Below are 6,908 nucleotides of genomic sequence, written 5' to 3'. Positions count from 1 at the left end.
CCTTAAAACGAAGCCATCAATGTGCAACAATTCAGCTTGATTTTCAAATGCCGGAGAAATTTGATTTGAGTTATATCAATGAAAAAAATGAAAAGGTCCGCCCAGTCGTAATTCATCGTGCTATTTATGGATCCATCGATCGTTTCTTTGGGATTTTAATCGAACATTTTGCTGGAGCTTTCCCAGTTTGGCTGGCACCGACACAGGTTCAAATTATTCCTGTTTCAAAGGTTCACTTAGACTATTGTTTAGAAATACAGGCAGAACTACGGAAATCTGGAGTCAGAGTGGAGACTGATAATCGTGATGAAAAGCTAGGATACAAAATAAGAGAAGCGCAGATGCAGAAGATTCCATACATGCTCGTACTGGGAGACCAAGAGTCGAAAGAAAAAGCAGTAAATGTCAGAAAACACGGGTCTTCACAATCTCAAAATGTTTTATTCGAGGACTTTAAAGAGGAAATTTTACTGCAAATAAAGGACAGGAGTCTGTAGTACTAGGAATGATGATGGAGGAAACAAAGCTGCCCATTCTTTTGAAAACTTCCCATGACATTGCTCATGGATACCTTCGAACGATAAAAATATTGTTAAAGGTAGTCAAGATACGGTTATGACTCCATTTAACATGAAAAAAGGGAGTTCATAACTCCCTTTCAGCTTAAAAATACAGGTATAGGGGAGTTAAGAGACGTTTATAACTCCATTCATGTAGAAAAAAGGATCAGAAGGTAGTTAAGAGGCATTTATAACTCCCTTCGTGTAGAAAAAAGAAGCGGAAGGTAGTTAAGAGGCAATCATAACTCCCTTCTGCATGAAAAAACAGATCCGGAGGTAACGGCGAATGGTAAAAGGCACTTATTTCCTTTTAGGAAAAAAACATTGAAACTTTAATAGATTTAAATACGTAAACCATTAAATAAAGTAAAAAGGAATTTAGCCAATGAACTTAACAAAAGAAAAAATAGAAGAGTTAATAATTAGTATTCACCATGTATTAACAAATCGTTTAAATTTGAAAGTTGATGAAATAAGTTTTTTAGCAAATGGTGTCATAAACGCTGTATTTCTTGTAAAAGAAAAGAATCTTGGGCAACTCGCAATAAGAACACCTTGGAGATCTGAAGAAAATATGATGGATAAACATTCGAGTGGTGTCATTTCATTAAAAAAAGAAGCTGCTATCTCTGAGCATTGTCACAAATATCATATACCCGTGCCAAAAGTGCATCAGCTACATTTAAGTGAAGACATAAATTTTCTAGCTTCTGAATTTGTACTAGGCGATGATCAAGAGATTTCTCCTTTCGAGATTGGCATACTTACATCCCAAATACATAAAGTCCCATTAGATGGACTATCCATAATAGATCAAAATGAACAAACATTATCTAGTATTATTGCTCATAGAATAACAGACCGTGCTCAATCTCTAAGTCAATTAATAAACAGGAATATCTTTATCCCTTCAACAGAAGAAATGGAAGCGATTTTAAATACTTCACAAACAAACAATTCCCTTCTGCATCTTGATGTAAGACCGCCAAATTTAATAGGGAAAAATGGCAAGATTCAAGCAATACTAGATTGGGATAATGCTTTTATCGGAGATCCAATTATGGAATTAATGAGAATTTCTGAATCACAGGAAATAGCAGAGAAAGAATTTTTAAAGGGATATAAGGATGTTGCGATTATTGAAAATACAAAGGAAATCATTCAATCCATCTATCGATTAGATACAGCTTTAATGCTTTCCATTTTGTTTATTTCATTTATTCAAGACTCTAAAAAAAGAGAACATTACCTCAAGCGTGTTAATGGACTTAGCCAAGAAATAAAAAAATATACTGGTTAAATTTAAGGGGGCAAAAATTGCCCCTTATTTAACCAATTTATATTATCTTGCAGCCCAAGCCTCAACCTCCACCTTGATTTCTGGCCGTGCTAAAGCTGAGACATATGCTAATGTTGTAGCGGGCGGTGATTGATTATGAAATCCACTCCATTTTTCCAAAAAGATTTCTCTATTAATACTTTCAGTGAACCAAAAATTCACTTTGAAAACATTGCTTACGTCTACACCTTCACTTTTTAAAATGGATTTAATATTTTCAAGTGCATTGGCAAACTGCGTTTCTATATCAGCTGGAAGGATGCCATGCTTATCATTTCCGAGTTGACCAGATAACACAATTATTTCAGCATCTCTAGGTACAACGGTTACATGATGATATTGAGCGATGGGGGGAGCAACATTATTAGGATTTGATTTTATTATATTCAAAACGGATTCTCCTTTTAACTTTTATATTTATGAAAGTTTTTTTAAAATTCCCATTAATAGATTATGCGAAAAGGAGGCAGTCTCATGGTGAAGGTCTTATTCAACATTGGTATAGTTTTTATGATCATTTCTGGTATTTCGCTCGGTGCATGGTCAAATGTACAAGATAGGAAAAGCTTTAATACCCTAAGCACTAGGTTTGGTCTTTATTCTGGTTTAGTAGGAATGGTTTTAATAGGCATTGCCTTGTTAGTTTATTACTTATCTGAATGAATGAGAAGGAAGTGATTGGTCAAATAAAGTTATGACGCTTAAAATAATAATCCCATAAAAGTCCTCTATCAGTCATCTCATAACCTAAAGCTTAATTTTAAGATAAACTCAAAATATAACTCTCCGCTGTATCATTTCGCAAAAAGGGGCTTGGTTTCTCTACACTGTATAGCTGCAAATAATGCATAGCTCTTGTGCAGGCAGTATAGAACAATCTACGCAAACTTTCATCGCCGTATACTTGCGCCGAAGCGTCATAAATGATAACGGCATCAAATTCGATGCCTTTGGCCAAATACGCCGGTACGACAACAACGCCTTGTTCATATTCAATTGAGCCGCTTTTCACGAGCTTGATTTCCTCGATGCTGTTCAGAGCCTCATAGGCAGCTGTGCTTTCTGCAGCGGATTTGCATATAATCGCGATCGTATGATACCGCTGCTCCTGTAATTCAGCAACTTTGGAGGCAATGCGGTGATGCAGTTCGTCATGATCGGACACTTGAGTCAGCACAGGCTTCTCGCCATCGCGATCAAAAGCAGTAATTCGTTCGCCGCCGGGCACCAGTTTGCGGGTAAATTCAACAATTGGTTTTGTGGATCTGTAGCTAAGGGTCAAGTTAATCGCATCCGTTTCATCCGGTCCGTATAATCCAGTAAGCGTATGAAAATCGGCCATTTCGCTGGCATGGGCGAATATTGCTTGGTTAAAGTCGCCAAGCACGGTCATTCTTGCCGAAGGAAATAATCGTTTCAAAAACTCGAACTGAAACGGAGAATAATCTTGAGCTTCGTCTACAAGCACGTGTTTGATAGCGGTATTCGTCTGAAAGCCTTGAATCAACTCCTTCAAAAGTAAAAACGGAGTAGCATCTTCGTAAAACAAGTTGCCTTCATCTAACATTTTCACGGTCGATAGGCAAATGTCCTCCCATTCTTCAGGTGTTTTGCCCGCAATCCACAGATTAATTCGAGTTGGATCAGTGAAAAGCTGCTTATATATTCCTGTTATATTGATAAATTGAAGCGATCGAATCCATTTGCGAATCGGCTTCAACTTCTTGCGAACAATCATACGCCCGAGTAATTCCTGCTCTCTATCATAATCATCAAAAGAGTCTTCACTAAACCCATGCTTTTTTTGTAAGTGGGAAAATGCCTTTTGGTAATCCTCTTTGCTAAGCAACTCGACTTCTTCCTGTACCCATTGCTTTGTTATTTCGAGCTTTTCAGTTTCATCTATTTGCTCTAATAGCCACTCTTTCAACTTCGCAATCCTGTTATGAAAGCGAAGCGAGGTGTTGCTGCCATAAAATCTTTCTGAGATTTGTTTGGAAGAGATGAGTGGCTTTCCTTTAAATTTAATCCCTTTGAAGACCATTCCCGATAAGTCCAGCGACTGTCTGAATGTTTTAATTGTCTCAAAAAAACGGGTAGATGCCTTAAATCGAATACTCGAAGTCCTAATTCGATATGAAGGATCATCCGCCGCAGTCAACACATATTCTAATTGCTCGTAAGGACCCTCCACTTGAAAATCGTTGCCCAACCGATGATCTAAATATTCCTGAAATGTAACCTGCTGCATGTTTTCTTCACCTAGCTCTGGTAACACTCTGGAAACGTAATGGTTAAACATAGCGTTTGGCGAAAATAAAATAATTTGATCGGCTTTAAGCCAATCTCGATACTTATAGAGCAAGTATGCGATTCGCTGTAGGGCGGCCGATGTCTTACCGCTGCCAGCGGCNNGTCCATGGTCGTACCGGATAATTCGATTTTGCTCCTGTTGAATGGTGGCCACGATACTGTGCATATGTTTGTCTGTACTTTTTCCAAGCACTTGCTGTAAAATCTCGTCACCAATCGTAAGGCTCGTATCGAACATCGATTCGATAACACCATCCCGAATGATATATTGCCACTTTTGATCCAAGAAGCCGCGTATGACTCCTCCTGGTGTGACATACTCAGCCGGACCAGGCGGGAAATCGTAGTAAACACTCGAAATGGGTGCCCTCCAGTCGTAGATCAGGAAGTTCTCGCCGCTTGTATCTGTAAGTGTTGTGATGCCGATATAAATTTTTTCTGGTGTTGAAGTTCCTTCTTCAGTGATGTTGATCCGGCCAAAATAAGGGACACCCTCCATACGGCGCAGTACGGATAGTCGATTGAAGGCGTGCCTGTGGGTGCTTTGATTTACGGCCAAGTCTTGTGCCTGTTGTCTTAAGCCAATGATTGTCTCAAGATAATCGTCAAATGTATCTATATTTACTTTGACATCATCCCAAAAGTGCTTCCGAATATTAACTACTTCTTTTCGGCGCCGGCCAGTTTCGTTTTCCAGCTTATCGATTTGCTCGGTGATTGTTTCGATGACGCTATCTAATCGTTCCTGCTCCTGACGTAGTTCATTGTTCATACCAAGCACTCCTTTAGAAAAAATGAAATTAGAGTTGACAAATAGGGGAGTATATTGTAAAATTATAATTGGGATAGTTTGATTTCTTCCCCTTTATTTATGTGTTTCTAAACTAATTTATCACAGTTTTTAAATTTTATCAATGTATATTGAACAATTGACGGATCTTTGCTGTAAATTTATTTCAAGATAAATGAAAATTAATAATTCCTATGAATACGTGCTAAAAAGGAACCAGTTGAGCAAATAGCTTAGCTGGTTTTTTGTTTTTTGCATTTTTGAAATTCCTCTAATAAAGGTCTTTAGGAGCAAATCTTTCCTCCTAAAAGGATATGATTGTTATCAGAATATTAGGAATTAATACTCTTACCTCCTAATGATATTCCAACTATACTAAATTTACTAATAGTAATCTATTAAATAGGAGGTTCAAAAGTATGATGAATCGTAAAATACCAAAAGTTTTAGCAACGGTTTTAGCTGCTTCACTTGCTTTCAGTTCTGTTGGGTATGCTGCACCAGCTGAAGGCGAAAAAGGAAAATCCACGTATTCTCAAGATCAAAAAATAGTGGCAAGAGTGGATGCGGAACGTGCCATTGAACACATTAATTATTTATCAAAGGAAATTGGCACAAGACCAGGTGGTTTGGAAGCTGAGAAAAAATCTGCTGATTACATCGCAAAAACATTAAAAAGCTATGGATATGATGTAGAGTATCAATACTTCCCTGTTGCTGACCAATACATAGCGAATGTCGGATTTTCTGATGGTACAGTTTGGGAAATGGCTGCTGCACCAAATGGAGTCGTTAGTGATTCTGCTGTAAAAGCTGAAGTTGTATATGTTGAAGGAGGGCTTAATGCGGCGGATTTTTCCAATGTCAGTGGAAAAGTAGTTCTTGTGGCAAGAGCAGCTTCTACTGCTGATTACCGTGCACAAGTAGAAAATGCGGTTCAAGCTGGAGCAGCAGGTGTTATTCTTCAGAGCTTAGTAGGAAGCCGAGGAAATTACGGTCAGACGTTTAACCCAAGTTTGACAACTAAATATGATGTGCCAGTATTTGGGGCTGCATTTATCCAAGGGGAATGGCTGAAGGAACAGATGGAGAAAGGTGCAGTGGAAATTAGTTTAACCGCGAAGCATTATTCCAATCTCCAATCCGTGAACGTCATTGCGACAAAGGAAGCTAAATCTAAGGATCCAAATGTGAAAGAAGTCATTCTCGGTGCGCATCATGACAGCGTAGTTGGAGCGCCGGGTGCAAATGACAATGCTTCAGGTGTTGGCTTGATGCTTGAACTTGCTCGCGTTTATAAAGGGTATAATACGGATAAAACGCTGAAATTTATTGCCTTTGGTTCCGAAGAAAGAGGTTTGCTAGGTTCGAGATATTATGTACAGCAATTGACACAGGATCAAAGGGATCAAATTGAAGCTGTTTTTGTCCCTGATATGGTGGCAACCAATTATGATAAAGCAAATAATCTCTATGCGATGACGGTTGATGGAAGCACGAATATCGTTACAGATTCTACCGGTGAAGCAGGTGCTAGATTAGGAAATTCAGATATTCTTCCGGGTACGTTCGGATCTAGTGACCATGTGCCTTTCCATCAAGCAGGTATTCCCGCAGCCCTATTCATCTGGATGGGTATTGATAGCTGGAATCCGCTAGTATACCATATCGAAAAGGTTTACCACACACCTCAAGATACGATTGAGGATAATATCTCTGTTGAGAGAATGCAGTCTGCCTTAGACATTATTGGATCAGGACTTTTTGATGTTGTGAGGAAGAAAACTCCTGGAAATAATTAATAGAAACCTGAGAGAAGTGTGTCCAGCACTTCTCTCTTTTCATTGAGCTCTCCAAAAATAAAAACAAATTTCAGCTAATATGGTACAATTATCCTAAAACTGGT

The 6,908-nt window shown here is 38.5% G+C and carries 6 protein-coding genes; 4 read left to right on the top strand and 2 right to left on the bottom strand.

Annotated elements, in window-relative coordinates; genetic code table 11:
- Both V7149_RS00980 and V7149_RS00975 read left to right on the top strand, forming a co-directional pair.
- Nucleotides 1-497: His/Gly/Thr/Pro-type tRNA ligase C-terminal domain-containing protein (locus V7149_RS00980; protein WP_335343812.1), on the top strand; the 497-nt coding region annotated here is incomplete at its 5' end.
- 448 nt (nucleotides 498-945) lie between these two features.
- Nucleotides 946-1,860, top strand: coding sequence for a phosphotransferase family protein (locus V7149_RS00975; RefSeq protein WP_335343811.1), 915 nt, complete (start codon nucleotides 946-948; stop codon nucleotides 1,858-1,860).
- A gap of 42 nt (nucleotides 1,861-1,902) precedes the next feature.
- On the opposite strand, the gene V7149_RS00970 is transcribed toward V7149_RS00975, so the two are convergent.
- Nucleotides 1,903-2,289 carry a RidA family protein gene (locus V7149_RS00970; protein WP_335343810.1) on the bottom strand — a complete coding sequence of 129 codons (387 nt, stop codon included), beginning with the start codon at nucleotides 2,287-2,289 and terminating at the stop codon, nucleotides 1,903-1,905.
- 84 nt (nucleotides 2,290-2,373) lie between these two features.
- Between V7149_RS00970 and V7149_RS00965 the strand changes: the two genes are divergently transcribed.
- The gene (locus V7149_RS00965; protein WP_335343809.1) at nucleotides 2,374-2,562 is read left to right on the top strand and encodes a hypothetical protein; all 189 of its coding nucleotides are present in this window, start codon (nucleotides 2,374-2,376) and stop codon (nucleotides 2,560-2,562) included.
- A gap of 97 nt (nucleotides 2,563-2,659) precedes the next feature.
- Here V7149_RS00965 and helD read toward each other — a convergent pair whose 3' ends face one another.
- Nucleotides 2,660-4,984 (bottom strand): RNA polymerase recycling motor HelD, encoded by a 2,325-nt coding sequence (gene helD, locus V7149_RS00960; protein WP_335343808.1) that lies wholly within the window; start codon nucleotides 4,982-4,984, stop codon nucleotides 2,660-2,662.
- Nucleotides 4,985-5,421: 437 nt separating this feature from the next.
- On the opposite strand from helD, the gene V7149_RS00955 reads away from it, so the two are divergent.
- Entirely contained in the window at nucleotides 5,422-6,804 is a 1,383-nt protein-coding gene (locus tag V7149_RS00955) for a M28 family metallopeptidase (RefSeq protein WP_335343807.1), read from the top strand.
- The last annotated feature ends 104 nt before the right edge of the window (nucleotides 6,805-6,908 follow it).

The organism is Bacillus sp. JJ1503, assembly GCF_036965125.1.
Taxonomy (GTDB): Bacteria; Bacillota; Bacilli; order Bacillales; family Cytobacillaceae; genus Cytobacillus.
Note: the sequence above shows the minus strand (reverse complement) of the source record. Positions and strands in the feature narration are given on the sequence as shown.